Origin of the sequence: Companilactobacillus miaonis, from assembly GCF_036913615.1 — a bacterium.
Lineage (GTDB): Bacteria > Bacillota > Bacilli > Lactobacillales > Lactobacillaceae > Companilactobacillus.
The window spans coordinates 16,845-33,372 of record NZ_JAYKTX010000002.1; the positions used below are offsets into that span (position 1 = coordinate 16,845).

Annotated in this window: 18 protein-coding genes; all 18 read left to right on the forward strand. The window is 35.3% G+C overall.

Annotated features, from left to right (window positions below; all coding sequences use genetic code 11):
• Nucleotides 1-50: 50 nt before the first annotated feature.
• The 18 genes from U8521_RS01620 (at nt 51) to U8521_RS01705 (ending at nt 16,526) form a co-directional block, all read left to right on the forward strand.
• On the forward strand, nt 51-296 hold the full coding sequence (locus tag U8521_RS01620) for a hypothetical protein (RefSeq protein WP_334351640.1): 246 nt from the start codon (nt 51-53) through the stop codon (nt 294-296).
• Nucleotides 297-339: 43 nt separating this feature from the next.
• On the forward strand, nt 340-576 hold the full coding sequence (locus U8521_RS01625; RefSeq protein WP_334351642.1) for a hypothetical protein: 237 nt from the start codon (nt 340-342) through the stop codon (nt 574-576).
• Complete coding sequence (locus tag U8521_RS01630) at nt 560-907, forward strand: HNH endonuclease (protein ID WP_334351643.1); 348 nt, start codon at nt 560-562, stop codon at nt 905-907. Before U8521_RS01625 ends, U8521_RS01630 begins: the two co-directional genes overlap by 17 nt.
• A gap of 164 nt (nt 908-1,071) precedes the next feature.
• Complete coding sequence (locus tag U8521_RS01635) at nt 1,072-1,533, forward strand: phage terminase small subunit P27 family (protein WP_334351644.1); 462 nt, start codon at nt 1,072-1,074, stop codon at nt 1,531-1,533.
• On the forward strand, nt 1,517-3,286 hold the full coding sequence (locus U8521_RS01640; protein ID WP_442886110.1) for a terminase large subunit: 1,770 nt from the start codon (nt 1,517-1,519) through the stop codon (nt 3,284-3,286). The genes U8521_RS01635 and U8521_RS01640 overlap by 17 nt, the downstream gene beginning before the upstream one ends.
• A gap of 15 nt (nt 3,287-3,301) precedes the next feature.
• Nucleotides 3,302-4,567: a phage portal protein gene (locus U8521_RS01645; RefSeq protein WP_334351646.1), complete on the forward strand. Its 1,266-nt coding sequence runs from the start codon at nt 3,302-3,304 to the stop codon at nt 4,565-4,567.
• Nucleotides 4,512-5,252 (forward strand): head maturation protease, ClpP-related, encoded by a 741-nt coding sequence (locus U8521_RS01650; RefSeq protein ID WP_334351647.1) that lies wholly within the window; start codon nt 4,512-4,514, stop codon nt 5,250-5,252. The genes U8521_RS01645 and U8521_RS01650 overlap by 56 nt, the downstream gene beginning before the upstream one ends.
• The gene (locus U8521_RS01655) at nt 5,252-6,400 is read left to right on the forward strand and encodes a phage major capsid protein (protein WP_334351648.1); all 1,149 of its coding nucleotides are present in this window, start codon (nt 5,252-5,254) and stop codon (nt 6,398-6,400) included. Before U8521_RS01650 ends, U8521_RS01655 begins: the two co-directional genes overlap by 1 nt.
• Nucleotides 6,401-6,592: 192 nt before the next feature.
• Entirely contained in the window at nt 6,593-6,913 is a 321-nt protein-coding gene (locus U8521_RS01660; RefSeq protein ID WP_334351649.1) for a head-tail connector protein, read from the forward strand.
• Nucleotides 6,900-7,262, forward strand: a complete 363-nt coding sequence (locus U8521_RS01665) for a head-tail adaptor protein (protein ID WP_334351650.1) — start codon at nt 6,900-6,902, stop codon at nt 7,260-7,262. The genes U8521_RS01660 and U8521_RS01665 overlap by 14 nt, the downstream gene beginning before the upstream one ends.
• A complete protein-coding gene (locus tag U8521_RS01670; RefSeq protein WP_334351651.1) occupies nt 7,259-7,681 on the forward strand; it encodes an HK97-gp10 family putative phage morphogenesis protein in 423 nt (140 codons plus the stop codon). Before U8521_RS01665 ends, U8521_RS01670 begins: the two co-directional genes overlap by 4 nt.
• Nucleotides 7,678-8,064 carry a hypothetical protein gene (locus U8521_RS01675; protein WP_334351652.1) on the forward strand — a complete coding sequence of 129 codons (387 nt, stop codon included), beginning with the start codon at nt 7,678-7,680 and terminating at the stop codon, nt 8,062-8,064. The genes U8521_RS01670 and U8521_RS01675 overlap by 4 nt, the downstream gene beginning before the upstream one ends.
• Complete coding sequence (locus U8521_RS01680) at nt 8,065-8,751, forward strand: major tail protein (protein ID WP_334351653.1); 687 nt, start codon at nt 8,065-8,067, stop codon at nt 8,749-8,751.
• Nucleotides 8,751-9,143: a phage tail assembly chaperone G gene (gene gpG / locus U8521_RS01685; protein ID WP_334351654.1), complete on the forward strand. Its 393-nt coding sequence runs from the start codon at nt 8,751-8,753 to the stop codon at nt 9,141-9,143. The genes U8521_RS01680 and gpG overlap by 1 nt, the downstream gene beginning before the upstream one ends.
• A 213-nt stretch (nt 9,144-9,356) precedes the next feature.
• Nucleotides 9,357-13,646 (forward strand): phage tail tape measure protein, encoded by a 4,290-nt coding sequence (locus U8521_RS01690; protein ID WP_334351655.1) that lies wholly within the window; start codon nt 9,357-9,359, stop codon nt 13,644-13,646.
• A 5-nt stretch (nt 13,647-13,651) separates the two neighbouring features.
• A complete protein-coding gene (locus U8521_RS01695) occupies nt 13,652-14,509 on the forward strand; it encodes a phage tail domain-containing protein (RefSeq protein WP_334351656.1) in 858 nt (285 codons plus the stop codon).
• Nucleotides 14,506-16,191, forward strand: a complete 1,686-nt coding sequence (locus tag U8521_RS01700; RefSeq protein WP_334351657.1) for a phage tail protein — start codon at nt 14,506-14,508, stop codon at nt 16,189-16,191. Before U8521_RS01695 ends, U8521_RS01700 begins: the two co-directional genes overlap by 4 nt.
• Entirely contained in the window at nt 16,191-16,526 is a 336-nt protein-coding gene (locus U8521_RS01705) for a hypothetical protein (RefSeq protein ID WP_334351658.1), read from the forward strand. Before U8521_RS01700 ends, U8521_RS01705 begins: the two co-directional genes overlap by 1 nt.
• Nucleotides 16,527-16,528: the final 2 nt, after the last annotated feature.

Below are 16,528 nucleotides of genomic sequence, written 5' to 3' on the forward strand. Positions count from 1 at the left end.
ATTAATACTTGGGTTCGATTCCCAAGGCTCGCATTTGAAAGGGTGATTTGATGAAAACAGTATTAAATGTTACTAAGGAAGATGATACTATATCAGTTCATGTTGATAGGGATGTCACTACTGAAGAATTAGAATATGGATTGATCAACGTTATGTATCACTTAATCATTCGAGATATGAAAGTTAAAGATATGAAGATTAATAAACACAACTTTAATATTATGAATGAACGATACGGTCAAGCCGTTAGTGTTCAAACGGGAGTCATGTGGGACTTGATACATAGAAAGGTTTAAGAGATTGCTGATAGCAGTCTTTTTTTATTGGAGGTAGATTCTTTTGAAGAAAGTAATACTGATGTCACAAGATGAATATGACCAAGCAATGCAAGGACTTGATGGTATACCATTCAAGACTGATAGAACTGAAGCAAGCAATGGTAAGTTCATTCGTTCTACTATCACTATTAGTAAGTCATCGTTAGAGAGTGCATTGAAGGCAAGAGAGTTTAAATTGGTCAAGCCTGAAGATGGCTCAAAGATTAATTGGGATGCCGCTATTGTCTGGACAGACTGATAAGTATATAAGGTTCTATCATACCAAGGCATGGCATGATGCTAGACAAGCAACACTTATCCAACAGCATTATCTTTGTCAAGATTGTTTACGTGAAGGAAAGATAACAGTAGCTAAAACAGTTCACCATATCATTCCTTTAAGGGATGCCTGGGACAAGAGACTTGATCAAGATAACTTAGAAGTCATCTGCTTAGAACATCATAATCAGGAACATCCTGAGAAGGGGTCTGGGAATAAGAAATACTTCAAGCATGAAGCAAAGGTTAAAAAACGCTCTGATATTTTCAAATTTTCATCAAACAAAGATGATGATAAATTATTTTGGTAGCCCCCCTACCTCAAAAAATATTCTGGTGAAATCCCAGACAACGGTGTAGTCCCATTTTCACGATAAATTCGTTTTTCAACAAAAAAATATTTCTCCACATCAGCTGTAAACCATTATGTATCAATGGTTTACGGCTTTTTAGTTGAGTGGAAAGGAGGAAACTTATGCCACAAACAGCAAAAAGTTCATTGATTCATTTAATGGAAGGCAATCCAAACAACATTACCAAAAAAGAATTACATAAACGAAAGAAAAATGAAGACAAGTTGACCTTGCCACGAGATAAGTTGATTCCTCCATCTTGGTTGACTAAAACAGGAGCTAAAGAATTTAGTAGAATCGTTGAAATGATGAAACCTACTCAACTTTTGACTAACGGGGATGTAAATACCCTAGCTCTTTATTGTGATACGCTTGCTGACTATCATTCATTTGATAGAAAAATAAAGCAGAAAGGTTACATGATGAAAGGCAGAGTCAATCCATTTATTCGTGAAAAACGTAATTCGGCTCAATTGCTGGATAAATTAGCAAATGAATTAGGATTGACACCAGGGTCAAGAGCATCGTTAGCAATTAATATGCCTGATGATAATGAAGGGGATGATGATGACGAATTCGACTAATATCTTAGATTATTCTTATACGCAACTTACAAAGTGGTGGGATAAATATCGAAGTGATCGTGAGGGTTGGGCTTATTTAAAAGAGCCTAGCCCTATTTTATTGACCAACTATTACGCCAAAATGGTTGTTGACGGTGATATCCCTGCAAGTAAAGAAGTCGTAGCATCATGTGAACGACATCTAAAAGATTTAGACCGTCAAGGTACTGATGATTTCCCCTGGGTATTTGATGAGGAAAAAGCCTGGCGTCCAATTCGATTCATTGAATCTAAATGTAAGCCATCAAAGGGTGATTTTAGTCAATTAGTCCTACAGCCATGGCAACATTTTGTTGTTGGTAGCATGTTTGGTTGGGTTCATCGTGATACTGGTTATCGTAGATTTCGTGAGGGTTTAATATTTGTTGGTCGTAAGAATGGTAAAACAACTCTTGAATCTGGTTTGGCTGACTATATGACTGGATTTGATGGAGAGCGAGGAGCCAATGTATATTTCCTTGCTAACGCTCAAAAGCAAGCTCATAAGCTGTTTGATGAGTCCAAAGCTATGATTGATGCATCACCGTTTTTGTCTAATAGATTTGTTGCTAACAATAATGAAATTAGATTTCCTAAACGAAAATGTACTATTGTTCCTATGTCTGCCGAGAAAACTAATAAAGATGGCGAGAACTTACATTTTGCTGTCTTTGATGAAATTCATGAGTACAAAGATTACAAGCTAATTAATGTTATGAAGCGTTCTCGTGGTACTCGTAAACAACCATTAATTATTTACATATCGACCGCTGGAACAGTCTTAGATGGACCATTAATGGATTTTGTTGATAATGGTCAAGATTGTTTGAAAAATTATGATGATCATATTGATGAACGAACATTTTATTATTTGGCCAAACTAGATGATAAACAAGAAGCTAATGATCCGGAAATGTGGGTTAAAGCCAATCCAAATATTTGTCTGATGGAAATGGTTGACATGATTAGTGATTATAAAAAGGACCGTAAAAATCCACAAGAATTAGCCGATTGGATTACTAAACAATTCAATATCTTTAGTGAAACGGATGAGCTTAGCTTTGTAACCACAGAAACAATTTTGAAGAATAATAAAACTCTCAACCTTAAATTATTGGAAGGAAGAGAGTGTACTGGTGGTTATGATTTATCAGAAACAGAAGATTTTACCGCTGCTTGTCTAGAGTTTCCGTTAGATGACGGCGGTATTTTTGTACTCGAAAAGACCTGGGTTCCAGAAGCTCGGTATAAACGAGATAAGAATCCGGAAAGAATTGAATCCTGGGAAAAATCTGGTGAACTAGAAATTATCCCTGGAGATTATGTTAAGTATGAGTATGTTTTGGATTGGTTTAAAGATATGAGTAAGACCTATCAAATAACTAAGGTCATGTTTGACCCTGCTAAGGCCTTACTTTTGAATAAAGCTATGACTGATTATGGATTTGATACTCAAGAGGTTAGACAAGGTTTCAAGACACTTGGTGGACCAATGCAAAACTTAAAAGAATTGCTGCTTGATGGCAAAGTTATTTATAACAATTCTAAATTGTTTAGATGGTATTTGAATAACATCAAATTGATTAAAGATCGTAATGATAATTGGATGCCACAAAAGCAAACCTTATCGAGAAAGATTGATGGTTTTGCAGCTTTATTGGATGCCCACGTTGATGTGATTAATAAATTGATTAGCAAACAGGGCAGTGATATTAAATTCTTATCGTTTGATTAGTTAGGAGGTGATTAAATGGGCCTAATGAGTAGGTTCAAGCAATTGTTCCAATCCAATTCAACAAATAAAAAGCCCTGGTCAGGTAAGGCTTTTAATTTTACTGATTGGTTTGGAAAAAGCTTAAATGGTTCAAAACAGCATACGCTAGAAACTAATGAGACCGTCTTTAGTGTCATTACACGTTTATCTAATACTTTGGCTTCATTGCCGTTAAAAGAACTGCAGAAGCGAAAAGAAGTGGATAACAGTGTTAGTAATTTACTAAAACACGTTCCCAACGAGAATATGACTTCATATGATTTTATCAATCGACTTGAAACCGATAGAAACACTTACGGTAATGGCTATGCAATCATTGAAAGAGGTATTTATAATGCGCCTAAAAGTTTGATTCCAATTAATCCTTTGGATGTTGAACCAATGATTAATAGGGATGATCATACGCTTTGGTATCATGTCACTTCAGCATTATTTAATCTAAATGTTTATGTATTTAACCAGGATATTATTCACGTTAAACACATTACAGGAGCCTCAAGATATGCCGGAATTTCTCCACTTGATGTCTTAAAGGGAGCATTAGATTTTGATAATGCTGTTAAGGAATTCTCACTAGGTGAGATGAGTCGAAAAGATAGTTTTATTTTGAAGTATGGAGCTAACGTTTCTGAAGAAAAGCAACAACAAGTAATTGATATGTTTAAAAAATATTATGATTCCAATGCCGGTGTTCTTTTCCAGGAACCTGGTGTTGAAATTAATTCAATTGATAGAAATTTTGTTTCAGCGGATTTAAAAACTGAAGATGACATTACTGATAAGCGAATTGCTAATGCTTTTAATGTTCCACTTCAATTTTTAAACGCTAGTTCAGGTGGAACGTTTAGTTCTAATGAACAATTAATGACTCAATTCGTTCAGATGACTTTAACGCCGATTGTTCGGCAATATGAACAAGAATTTGAAAAGAAACTTTTAACTACTGAAGAATTAACTGCAGGTAGTTATTTTAAGTTCAATATGAACTCACTACTTCGTGGTGATATGCAGGCACGTGCCAATTTCTATCAAATTATGAGACGAAACGGTGTATACACGACTAATGATATTTTGGATTTGGAGGATTTGCCTGAATCCAGCGATGAATTTGCTGATAAATTATTTGTTTCTGGTGATCTATATCCAATTGATATGGATCCAACACAAAGAAAGGGGGTGACAAAGAATGCCGCAACAGAAGACACCGAAAAAGTTTTGGGAAATGACCCAAACAAGCAGTGATACAGCTGACATTAATATTGATGGTGAAATCGTTGCTGATAAGTTTTATGACTCTGAAACTAGTGGAACATCATTTCGTGATGCTTTAAAGCAATTAGGTAATGTTAAAACTATTAATTTACACATTAATAGTCCAGGTGGTTCAGTATTTGAAGGAATTTCAATTTTCAATCAGTTAAAACAAAATAAAGCTGAAGTTAATGTTTATGTTGACGGATTAGCGGCTTCAATTGCAAGTGTCATCGCTATGAGTGGTGACACTATTTATATGCCTGAAAATTCTATGTTAATGATTCATAATCCAATGACATTTGTTATGGGAAATGCAAAGGACCTCAGAAAACAAGCTGATGATTTAGATCGAATCAGAGAAACTTCAGTTTCAACTTACTTATCTAAATCTGATGGCAAAATTGATGAGAATACCTTAAAACAATTAATGGATGATGAAACTTGGTTAACGGCAGAAGAGGCAGTCAATTATGGACTTGCTGATGAAGTCTTAGAAGCTAATAAAGCAGTTGCTTGTGTTGTTCCTGATAAATTCAAGGATATGTTTCATAATTTGCCATCTCAAGTTAACAACAAACCAATCAACGATATTTCTGACGAGAGAAAGAAACTAATTGAAAAAGCTAAAAATCAAAATAAACAAATTGAACAAACATTAGGAGGAATAATGTAATGACAGTAACTCTATATCAAATGAAAGATAACCTATCTCAAGTAGGTCAAGAGCTTCAACAAGTTAATGATGAAATTGCTATGAAAGCTGGTAATCCATCATTTCCTGATAAGGACTTAAATGCACTTAGTCAAAAGGCTGACGGGCTTGAAAATCGTTACAATCTTTTGAAAGCTCAAGTCGATAAAAGGGAAAAACTTGAAAAGAATAAGAATAAGGGATTTATTAATATTGATCCAAAGGAAAAGAAGACTCATGCATATGCTCAATTGATTCGCTCAGTTATGCGTAATGAAGCTCCATCTAAAGAAATTCTTCAAGTTCTTGGTGATGATAACGGCACTGGCGACAATGGTACTGGTGGTCAAGCATTTCTACCTGTAACTGTGTCAAATCAAATTATCGCTGAACCATTAGATGATAATCCATTACGTCAAGATGAAACTGTATCAGGTATTACTAATTTGATTTTGCCACGTGTACGTTTCCAAATTGATGATGATGATTTTGTTAACGATCAAGAAGTTGCTAAAGAATTGAAAGCTAAAGGCGATACAGTTACGTTTGGACGATTCAAAACTAAGATTAAAGCCGCACTTTCAGAAGCAATCCTATTAGGTACTGATTCAGCATTAGTTGCATACACAAACGCAGCACTTCAAGCAGGTTTAGCAGCTAAGGAAAAGCGTGTAGCATTTGCTAAGACTCCTAAAGCTGGTGAAGAACATATGAGCTTCTATGCTAAAGAAGTTGGAATCAAGTCAATTGATGGTTCATCTACCTTTGATGCTATTACTAATGCAGCTGCTGACGTTAAGGACAGATTTCAAAACGGTATGAAGATTTATATGACACGTCCTGCTTACATGTCTATGATTAAAGAATTGGTAAATAATAGCGGTGATTTGTTCGGTAAGAAACCCGAAGAAATTCTTGGTTATCCAGTACGTTTCAATGAATTAGCAACTGAACCAGTTGTAGGTAACTTTACGTATGCTCAATTGAATTACGAAATTGCTCAAACATTGTACGAACAATGGAAAGATTACGATAAAGGCATTAATTATTTCCAATTGACTGCATGGTTTGATCATCAAATTCTGTTAGCTTCAGCATTCCGTTTGGCCAATGTTACGGCGGGAAAATAGATCCCCCATCAAGCGAAGATGGGGACAAAACAGAATCCTTTGATCCCAATGGCGATGTAAAACCAACAAATTCTCAAACGGTAGCCGAAATTACCGCTTGGTTGAAAGCTCATGAAATTGATACAACTGGTAAAACAACTAAGGATGATTTATTAGGACTGGTTCCTGCCGATAAGTAAGGCTGGTGATTAAATGGCTGATGATAATATAGATCAACTGATGGACAATCTTCGAATTGATAATACCGATAATGATGAAATTAAAATGTATCGTGATGTCGCTATTGATACGATGATTTCATCTATTGGTGGCTCAAAAGAGGATGAATTTTATCAAAATAACAAAAGATTTGATTTAGCAGTTCAAATGTTAACCGATTATTATTACAAAAATAAGTCTGCAACGACCTCAAGTAAGGAGAAAGAAACTTACTATGGCGTGCAGACTTTTATTTTACAGTTGAAACCCGAATTTAAAATTTGGAAGGAGGCTCAAGATTATGGCGATAGCTAAAACTGGTGATTTGAATGAACGAATTCGTATCGTTTCAAAAGGTAAAGATTCAGTTGATGATTATGGTGATTCAATACCAGGTGAAGATAAAGTTATCTATGAAAAATTGTATGCGATGGAGAGAACCAAAAAAGCTAATGAAATTGCCCAAAATTTGGAAGCCCTCAGGAATCAAGTACAGTTCATTATCCGTCATAGACAGCGAACTGAACCACTCATCACGTCTGACATGCACCTAATTCACTTGGTAAAACCGGAAAATATTGAGTATCAAATTAAAGCAGTCGATTATGATACTCAATACGGTGAATGGGATGTAATTCTATGTGAAAGGATTGGTCAAAAGTGAGTTTTAGTTTGGATGAAAATATTACTTCAAATCTTTCTTCACTTGGTCGAAAAGGTAAGACGATTAGAAATAAAGCATTGCGAGCTGGTCGAGATGTTGTAGTTGATAATCTTGAAAAAAATACTCCTTACGAAAATCAATCTGATCGTTCTTGGAAAGCTCAACGTGAAATGGACAAGCGAACCGGCCATAAAACAACTTTTAAGCATTTGAAGGATGATATTGTCTATTCGAATGTTGATACAACTGGAGCAGTAAAAGTTGGATTCGGTGAAGATACTTACTGGCGTGTTCATTTCGTTGAATTGGGAACTATTAATCAAGCTCCTAAACCATTTATTTCTAATACCCTTACTCAAAGTGAAGAGGCGTATAAAAATACTTTGGAGAAAACTGTTAGGGAGGAACTGGGATTATGATTCGTTCTGCAGCAATCCAGGTTGGCAATTTAATTAAAAACATGAATCTGGGATTTAATGATACTAATTTGTTTATTAATAAGAAGATTCCAGAAGAAATGCTCCAGAATAAGGAATTTCCGATGATTCAAATTAATACCTTACCAACGAATTCAAATGACTACGCTAGTAATAGAAAGAATTTTGAAACAGTTAGTTGCCAAGTAAATGTTTTGGTAGCGACTAACAGAGAAGTAGAAAAATATCACAGTTTAATAGAAAAAGATTTAAGCACTCATCAATTTGAGTGCTTTTTTGATACTCAAGAAACAGATAAAAATTACGACGTTCAACGTTTAATTCTTAGATTTAATAAAACACAAAGTGTAAAGGAGATTTTTTAAATGGCTGATACACCAACTAAAAATTTAAAAGCTATCGGTACTCAAGGTTTCAGACGAATCTTTATTGGAATTATGGATGATCAAGAAAATGTTATTAAAGTAGTTCCAATTGATGAAGATTCTGGTGGGACTGTCGAATTAAAAACATCTGGATTTTCCGGTCAAATGAATGTTACTTATGCATCTAATATTGCTTACTACGTATCGAATGCTGGTACAGGTACCGGAAAGATTGAATTATCAGCAATGGAATTACCATCTGACGTAGCAACTGACGTGTTGGGTGATGAGTTAAATGAGGATGGAGTTTATATGACAAAATCTGATGTTAAACAACCATATGTTGCCATCATTGCCGAAGCACAAGATTTGAATCAAAAACCTATGTGGATTGGAATTGCCAAAGCTAAGTTCTCAACTCAAGATGCTGAAGATTTCAAGACTGGTGAAGATAAAGGTATGACACCAAATAATGTTTCTCTTACTGGTAGTGCCATTACAAGAAGAAAAGATAAGTTAGTCAAAACTAAGGCTTCGAATTCAAATGGAACTACTTTAGCTCAATTCGCAAAGGTAGTATTCCCCGGATTTACTGGAGACTTAGACGATTCAACACAAGTTCTTGAGAACGAAGGTCACAAAACTGATGGCACAACACCAACAACTAACGAAGGAGAAACTGCATAATGATCAAAATTGATTTGTACGATCCAAAATCAGAAGAAACCAAACAGTATGTACAGAATTATATTTCTTTTGGGGAATTAAAGAAGGTTCTCAAGTTTAATAAGCTGCAAGAACAAGATGAAGCACAGCTTAAAATTCTTAATACAAAGATGGATTCAGGCAAATTATTAACTAGTTCTGAAGAGAAAAAATATATTGAACTTTCAGGCAAAGACGATATCTATTTGGAAAAAATGGAAGAATTGGTTGCCGGTTTGTTCAAGAATCCAAAAGTAACTGTTCAATCAATTGACGATGGTTTGGAATCAGATGGTATGTCAACGTTAAGTGACATTCTTGCTGATGCTATGGGTGGTGTCGAAGCTGACGCTAATCATCCAGCAAAAAAATAACAGCGGCAGAAGGTCTCAAAATTCTTGATGATTTAACCGATCAACAATTAAAAAATGGTGTTTCGTATAAGGATATTGATGATGCGGATGCTGAAAGTTTCTTAGATTATTTGCATAGAAGAGCCACAGCGGATGATAGTAATTCAACAACTGATACTCAAATGATGTCGGCTCAAGACTTCTATAACAACTTTTAAAGGAGGTGTCAGTTAAATGGCAAGTAGTGGCAGACCACTTGGTTCAATGATTATTGAATTGGACATGAGTTCAACTAAGTTTGAAGATTCATTGAAATCAATTCAAAATCAATTTCGTTTAGCTAAGTCTGAAATGAAAGCCAATCTATCAGTCTTAGATACAACTGGCACGGCCTATGAAAAAGCAAGTTCAAAAGTTGATGAATTGTCTAAGCTGATGGATGTTAATGAGAAAAAAATTTCAACTTTAAAAGACCGTTATGATACAGCGGTCAAGGTTAATGGTGAGTATTCTGATTCGGCTATGAAAGTAGCTACTCAGTTGAATAAAGCCGAAACTCAACAAGCTCAATATCAACGCCAACTTGATAATGCAAAAGTAGCGATGAAAGAAGCTGAACGTGGAAATGATTCCTATCGTGAAGCACTTCAACGTGTTCAAAAGCAGTCTAAAGTTGAAGTTGATAGTTTACAGACTCAAGGCAAACAAACTGAAGCCAATTTGGTTAAGTATCGTGCTTTGGGGAAGGAAGTTGATAATTACAGCAAAATTATTGCTTCTGAAAGAGCTAAATTACAAGATTTAATCGATGCTAAAGGCAGTGATGCACGAGAAACACAAAATCAACGTTCAAAGATTGCTGAATTGAACGCTGAACAGTCGAAAGCTCAATTTCAATATGATGAATTAGGCAAAAAAGTTAAAAACTTTTCAACAAGTCAGGCACAGTCAGCTGATCGTTTAGATAAGTTGTCTGGTAAATTGAATGCTGTCGGTGGTGCTTTAAAGAGTGCTGGTTCGACAATGACAACGAGATTCACTTTACCATTAACTGCTGGTTTTGGATATGCCGTTAAAAGTGCATCTGATTTTTCATCTCAAATGACTAATATAAGGCCATTACTAGAAACAAATGGTGAAGGTGTTAAGCAAGTAAAAAAAGAACTTCAGGAAATGTCAGATGAGTCAAAGAAATGGGCTACTCAATACGGTATTTCAACCAATTCTATAAATTCTGGTATGGAGGAATTAGTAAAAAGAGGGTATTCAGCTAAGCAGACTTTAGGTGCTATGCCTTCAATTCTTAATGCCGCCAAAGCTAGTGGGGATGATTTTAATTCGGTAATGAAAGTTTCCACCTCAACGTTGGAGCAATTTGGATTAAAATCTACTTCTACTTCCGGAATGTTGAAAAATACTGAGCGAGTTACTGATTCCTTGACTTATACAGCTAATGCAACGGCAGCAGGTTTCCAAGACATGGGAGATGCTATGACATACGTTGGTCCAACAGCTCATGCTGCTGGTATCTCATTGGAACAAACTGCTGCAGCTATTGGTGAGATGTCAAACCAAGGTATCGAAGGTTCTGTTGCTGGTACTGCTCTTAGATCAGCATTAACAAGATTGATGAAGCCTTCGAAACAAAATGCTGAGGGTATGAAAGAACTGGGAATTAATGCCGAAGATTTTAAGAATCATGCTCTTACATTGCCTCAAATCTTAAATAAGATTAAGACAAACACGCAAGGTTGGACTAAGGAACAAAAAGCTTCAGCTATAGCTATGGCTTTTGGTACCGAAGCTCAAGCAGGTATGAATGCACTTGTTTCTGAAGGTGGCGATGCATTAACTGATTTAACTAACAAAACTGAAAAAGCTACAGGATCGACAAAGAAGATTGCCGATACAATGAATAATTCAGCTAATGCTAATTTGAGTAAATTTAAGGAGTCTTTGAATGTTTTAGCAACAACTATTGGTTCTCAATTATTACCATCGATAACTCCATTAATTAAAAAGCTTACTAGTTTAGTTAATTCATTTTCTAAGTTAAGTCCAGGAACAAAATCATTTATTGTTAATGCCGGATTGATAGTTGGAGCACTAGGACCAGTATTAATAGTTATTGGGTCAATAATAAGTAGTGTTGGCCATTTAATTAAAGCTTTTAGTGCAATAAAAGGAGCTTTGTCATTTGTAGGCATAGGTCTATCTGGTCCAATAGGTATAGCAGTTGTAGCCGTTACTGCTTTAGTTACCGCATTTGTCCTTGCTTACAATAAGATAAAACCATTCAGAGATGCGGTTAATAATGTTGGCAAGACTATTAAAAAAGTCTTTAATGATTTAGTTAAATGGTTAGGTCAAATACCAGGAAAATTCAAAGCTGCCTTTGCTGGTATGAGTGCTTGGGGATCTCAATTAACTTCTGGATTAAATAAGGCTTGGAGTAGTGTTACTAATACTATATCCAAATGGGTTTCTGACTTTGCTAAAATTGGTAAGAAGATGCTCAATGCTTTAGTCGGTGCTCTTAAAGGCTTCGGAAAATTAGTGGTTTATGCGTTAGCTTTACCAATCGGAATTGCCGTTACGATTACTAAACCATTGATTCAACCAATGAAGAATTTAATGAAATCATTAGTCAATGGTATCAAAGCAATCTGGAATCCTTTCAAAAATTGGTTTAAGAATTTCTGGACGGGATTAGGTAATACATGGCGAACTAGCATGAATGCTTTATCTAATTGGTTCAAGTCAATAATGAGCGGAATATCTAATATTTGGCGGAATTACTGGACGAATATGATGAACTTTTATCGTCCAATTTTAACCAATATTAGTAATTTCTTTAGATCAATTTTTTCTGGACTGAGAACTTTCTTCAGTGGAATTATGAAATCCTTGTCTAATATTGCTAGTTCGGCTCTTAGCGGATTAAGTAATATTTGGCATAATTCAATTTCTGGAATCAGTAATTTCTTCAAATCAATCATGAACGGAATTGTTAGTTTTACTTCTCCAATCATGAATTTCTTATCTAGTATTTTTTCAAATTCCCTTAGTGCTATATCTTCTGTTTGGAATAAAATGTGGCAGAGTATGGCTGATTTCTTTGGCGGAATTTGGGATGGAATCAAAAAGGCAGCAGCCGGCGGAATCAATGGTGTACTTGGTGTTATCAATTCTGGTGTTGATGCAATTGATTCAGTATGGAAGTTTTTCACTGGTAAGAAGACTAATATTCCACACCTAGGTAAAGTTAAATTTGCTCAAGGTGGTGTTGTAGAACAACATTTATCAGTCATTAATGATGGTAAAGGTCCTAACTGGAAGGAACTAGTTCAATTACCTAGTGGTGAATTAATGATGAGTCACAAACGTAATTGGACAGGGATGTTACCTGCAGGGACTCGAATTTATAATGGTGATGAGACTAAAGGTATTATGAATGCTGTTGGAATTCAGCATTATGCCACTGGTGGTGTCATTGGCAAGATTGAGAGTGCTGGTAGTGGATTGATTAATTGGGCTAAAGGTTCACTTGAAAATGTCGGTTCTTGGATTGGTGATAAGTTTGAAGCCTTGTCTAAATTCATGGAACATCCAATTGAAAATACTAAGGCTTTAATGGCAACTGCTGGTAATAAGGTAATGCCTAAGATTGAGTCTTATGCTGAACTTTCCAAAGGAACTTTGGATAAAACAGCATCTAAGGCTGGAGATTGGGTCAAAGATCATATTCAAGATGTTATGGATAAAATGGTTGAGTCTATGGGTGGCTCTGGTAAAGCGATGCCAGCTAAAGCGTATGGTCCAATGATTAAGGCTGCCGCCGCTTACATGCACCAGAAGATAACTGATTTTAATGTAGATATGATTGAACGTATTATCGGCAATGAATCTGGCGGTAATCCACACGCTATTAATTTGACTGATAATAATGCCAAAGCCGGTACACCATCAAAAGGAATTTTGCAGTATATTGACCCAACATTTAATAATTACGCTATGCCTGGACACAAGAATATTTGGAATCCGTTAGATCAACTAATTGCACTGTTTAATGATGCGACATGGAGAACAGATATGGGAATGGGCTACAATGGCAAGTATGGCGAATGGCGTGGTACTGCTAGTGGTCCTTCTGGTCCAAGATTAATGGCTGCAGGTGGAGTTATTACTAAAGCAACAAATGCAATCATCGGTGAAGCAGGTCCAGAAATGGTTGTTCCGTTGACTAACAGAACCAGAGCCATGCAAGTTCTAAGTGAAGCTCAAGCTAAATTTGGAGATGGTAATAATTCTGCAGTTAGTTTTGATACAAGTAGGATTGAAGAAAACCAAAAGCAACAGGCATTGTTGACTCAAATTCAAAATAGAATTTTAGCCAAGATTCTTGAAATTATTTCAAGGGATGCCGCAAAGCCTGATGATTCGAATGTTTTAAAAAATCTTTATAAAATGATGAATGAATTAGGATTAAAAGATAGAAAAATTACTAAATATCAAATGGGGTGATAGTCTTGGCCATATTAACTAATGGCAAGTTTCGTGTTAATACGCTTTTATTAAAACCAAATAATGAAGATGAATTTGCAATCCAAGATTATCGTGGGTTGCATTTTTTAGATTTAAAAATAAGTTCACCACAAACAAAAACAACTTTGATCAGTAATACTGGTGTTGACGGTCAGCAGCAACAAGGACCGATTTTATATGATTCTCGAACTGCAACGGCTAATTTCTTTCTAGAAACATCTGATGAAATTGACTTTGAAGCAAAATGTCATGAACTTTATAACAAGTTTTTCCACAGAAAGTTAATAAGAGTTCGTCAAAGTAATGATATTGCTAGATGTTTTTATGGTATTACCAAGCCATTTGATATAACAGCGATTGGATATTTAGATAAGACATTTAGTGTTGAATTTGACATTCCAAGTGCTTATTTATATTCAGTTGTCAGAAGTAGCGACTTTCCTATTGATACGAAAAAAGAACCCTATGTTTTAAGTAATAATTTGAATCTTCCTTTCGAAGATTTGAATTATACAAAAGCTCAGGGTTCTTTTAAAATATTCAATCCATCCGATTTTGATATTCAACCTTATGAGCAAAATCATGAATTGAACATTATTTTTGAGGGAAATGGAAGTCCTGTATTAACTAATAGTGATACAGGGGATATATTCCAATTTAATGGTGGTTTAATTAATACCGATAAATTGATATTGAAAGGAGTTCATCCATTCTTGAATGGTAATGCTTGCGAAATTAATACTAATCATGGATCCATTAATTTACAAAAGGGTTGGAACAATTTCAGTTTGACTGGCTTTACTGGAACAGTTACCTTTGATTTTCCTTTCATTTATCTATGATTAAATTACCTCGTTATATTGTCAGTGATAGAAAAGGCCAGTATCAAGAAACACTGACATGTATTCAAAGAGATTCATTAAGTAATCACAAGGAAATGAATCAATCTGATCAAATAGATTTCACTGCTAAAAATGATGGTAGTATTGGTTATCAATTATTGCAGAATGAAAACTATATTTACTTTAATGGTCAGAAGTATCGAATAAAACAAGCCGATAAGGACGATGAGGCCTACGATAATAAACGCACGGTTTCAGCCACTCATATTTGGTTTGATTGTCGATATGTTTATCAATATGATACGTTACCGGGTAAAAGAAAATTGTCAGCTACCGACATGATGAGTTTTATATTTGATCAGAATGAGCTAGGAAATATGGGGTATACCTGGGAGGTCGTTGGTTCAAATGAGACCGCAACTTTTGAAGATTATGGTAATAAATCTGGACTAGATTGTATTAATGAATGTATTGAGAAATTTAATTTAGTAGTGGTTGCTGACAATAAACATATTAAATTGGTAATTATGGACCAATGGCAACACAAGACCAACAAGACATTTAGATACATTCATGATACTCCCACGTTTAAAGCAAGCATTGATACCACTGATTTACAGAACATTGCAAAAGTGTTTGGTAAGACGAACGCTGCAGCAGATTCAACCGCTATCGGTACCGCTGTTGGTTCTGTTAGCACAATGGAAACTGGTGGCGCTCCAGTAGTAACTGATCCAGATAATCCAACTAATGTTGTTCAATATTTGCCTAATGGTAGTAAGTGGGTTATGGATTCGAAAATTACATCTAATGATGAAACATGGTATAGAGTTTCAACAAATGGATGGGTCAATGAAAAATATCTAACTTTTGATAAAGAAGGGGATATTCAACCTGAAGACAGGGTTATTACTGACGTTTTAGGACAAGGAACTATTAAAGCTGCAGAAACAACAAATAACGATAGTGGGGATGATTCAACTACAACTCAACCAACTACCGTTAAAGTCTATGATTCTCCATTTACACCTCAGAATGAAGTACCTGGTCGAATCTTAAAAAATGGTGATCAATATCGGATTAATGCCTCAGTTAGCAATGGTGCTGGAGGTAAGACCTGGTATCAAGTTGCAACTAATGAATGGGTTTGTGCCGACGATATTACCTTTTCTGGTGATACAGATGTTCAACCAAAAGAAGTAAAAGAAAACGATAGTGATGATGCTTCAGATAATCAAAGCTATTCATTTCCTCCCTATATCGTTTATGATTCTAAGTCAATTAGTGAGTGGGGAGAACGTCCAGGACAAGCTGTTAGTAATGATGAGATAGAAGATCCAGTCGAAATGAGAAAATATGCCTTAGCTCAAATGAAGACTGAACCAGAAGTTAATATTTCATTGACTTATAGTGGTAGTGATTCTTTTGAAACTGGGGATATGGTCTTTTGTGATATACCTGCAGAGAATTTCACTACTTGGGTTACTGTTGTGAGTGTTAAATACAATCCATTAAGTTATTCGAATGTTTATGAGGTTAGTTTAAATTCCACTCCAACAACGTTGACGGATTATGAATTATCGATTCAGAGTTCATTGGTCAATGCTAGTAGAAATACTTCAATATCGTTATCTAATGGACTTATTGCTGGTCCTTGGACTCAAAAGGTAGGTGAGGTCTAATGACAGATATTAGAAGGATTGCGGATCCAATCAGTCAAAAATATTATTATCCTCAGACTCACTATTTAGCTGTTAAAGGATTAACAGGGTTTGTGGATAAAAGGATTGATGAAAAAAGTAATTATGCAAAATATATTGAAGACTTTGAGTTATTAAATAATTCAGGTCTTTTTTATTTTGACAAAAACACAAAAAATAAGCCTGCAGGTATCGAAAGTGGATACTTACAGGCTATGTTTAAGGATTCGAAAAATGGTGTGATTGAAATTGCTACTACCAATAAATATTTGGAAGTGGTAGATGATCAACTATCAGATTTGAAGGAAAGGAGTTGATA